Here is a 921-nt window from a genome sequence, read left to right on the forward strand (position 1 = left end):
CGCGTCCGTGTGTGTTGTCGCGGTCCATCCAGTGGGGGGAGTGCCCGGAGGATGTTCGGTGTGGTGCGTCCGTGCAGGCATGTGCTGTGCGGGGGGCTGTTTGAGGACTGGTTGGCGCATCTGTGCGGGTTGTGTCTGACGTTGCGGCGTGAGCACGGGCAGGCGGCGCGTCTGGTGACGAACTATGACGGGTTGCTGGTGTCGGTGCTGGTGGAGGCGCAGCGGCCGGAGGCGTCGCCGCGTCGCAAGGCGGGTCCGTGTGCGTTGCGGGGGATGCGGGGGGCGCGGGTGGTGTCGGCGCGGGCGGAGGGTGCGCGGTTGGCGGCGGCCGCGTCGCTGCTGCTGGCGGCGGGGAGGACCCGTGATCATGTGGCTGACGGGGATGGGGCGTATGCGCGGCGGTTGGTGGCTGCGGCCGCGGGGCGGATGGCGGATCGGTGGGATGCGGCGGGGGTGCGTACGGGGGCGGGGGTCGGTTTCGATGCGGGTGTGTTGCGGGAGGCGGTGGCGCGGCAGCCGCTGTTGGAGGCCGCGGGGGGTGTGGGGTTGCTGGAGTTGACCGAGCCGGCCGAGACGGCGGTGGCGGCGGTGTTCGCGCATACCGCGGTGCTGGCGGGGCGTGAGGAGAACGCCGAGGCGTTGGCGGAGGCGGGGCGGTTCTTCGGTCGGATCGCGCATCTGGTGGACGCGGTGGAGGACCTGCCGGACGATGTGGCGTCGGGCGCCTACAACCCCCTGGTGGCCACCGGAACCGACCTGGCCGAGGCGCGCCGCCTGTGCGAGGAGGCCCATCACGGGCTGCGGCTGGCACTGGCCGACGTGCGGATGGAAGACCGCCGTCTGGCGCGCGCCCTGCTCGACCGGGAGGTCCGCCGCTCGATCGACCGCGTCTTCAACGCCTATCCGCCGGGCGGGTACGGC

General features: G+C 73.3%; 1 protein-coding gene. It reads left to right on the forward strand.

The features are described from left to right. Window positions 1–51: 51 nt before the first annotated feature. A partial coding sequence (locus QSK22_RS33230; protein ID WP_285498467.1) for a DUF5685 family protein occupies window positions 52–921 on the forward strand: 870 nt, incomplete at its 3' end.

Source organism: Actinomadura sp. NBRC 104425, from assembly GCF_030269545.1.
GTDB classification, from domain to species: Bacteria; Actinomycetota; Actinomycetes; order Streptosporangiales; family Streptosporangiaceae; genus Spirillospora; species Spirillospora keratinilytica.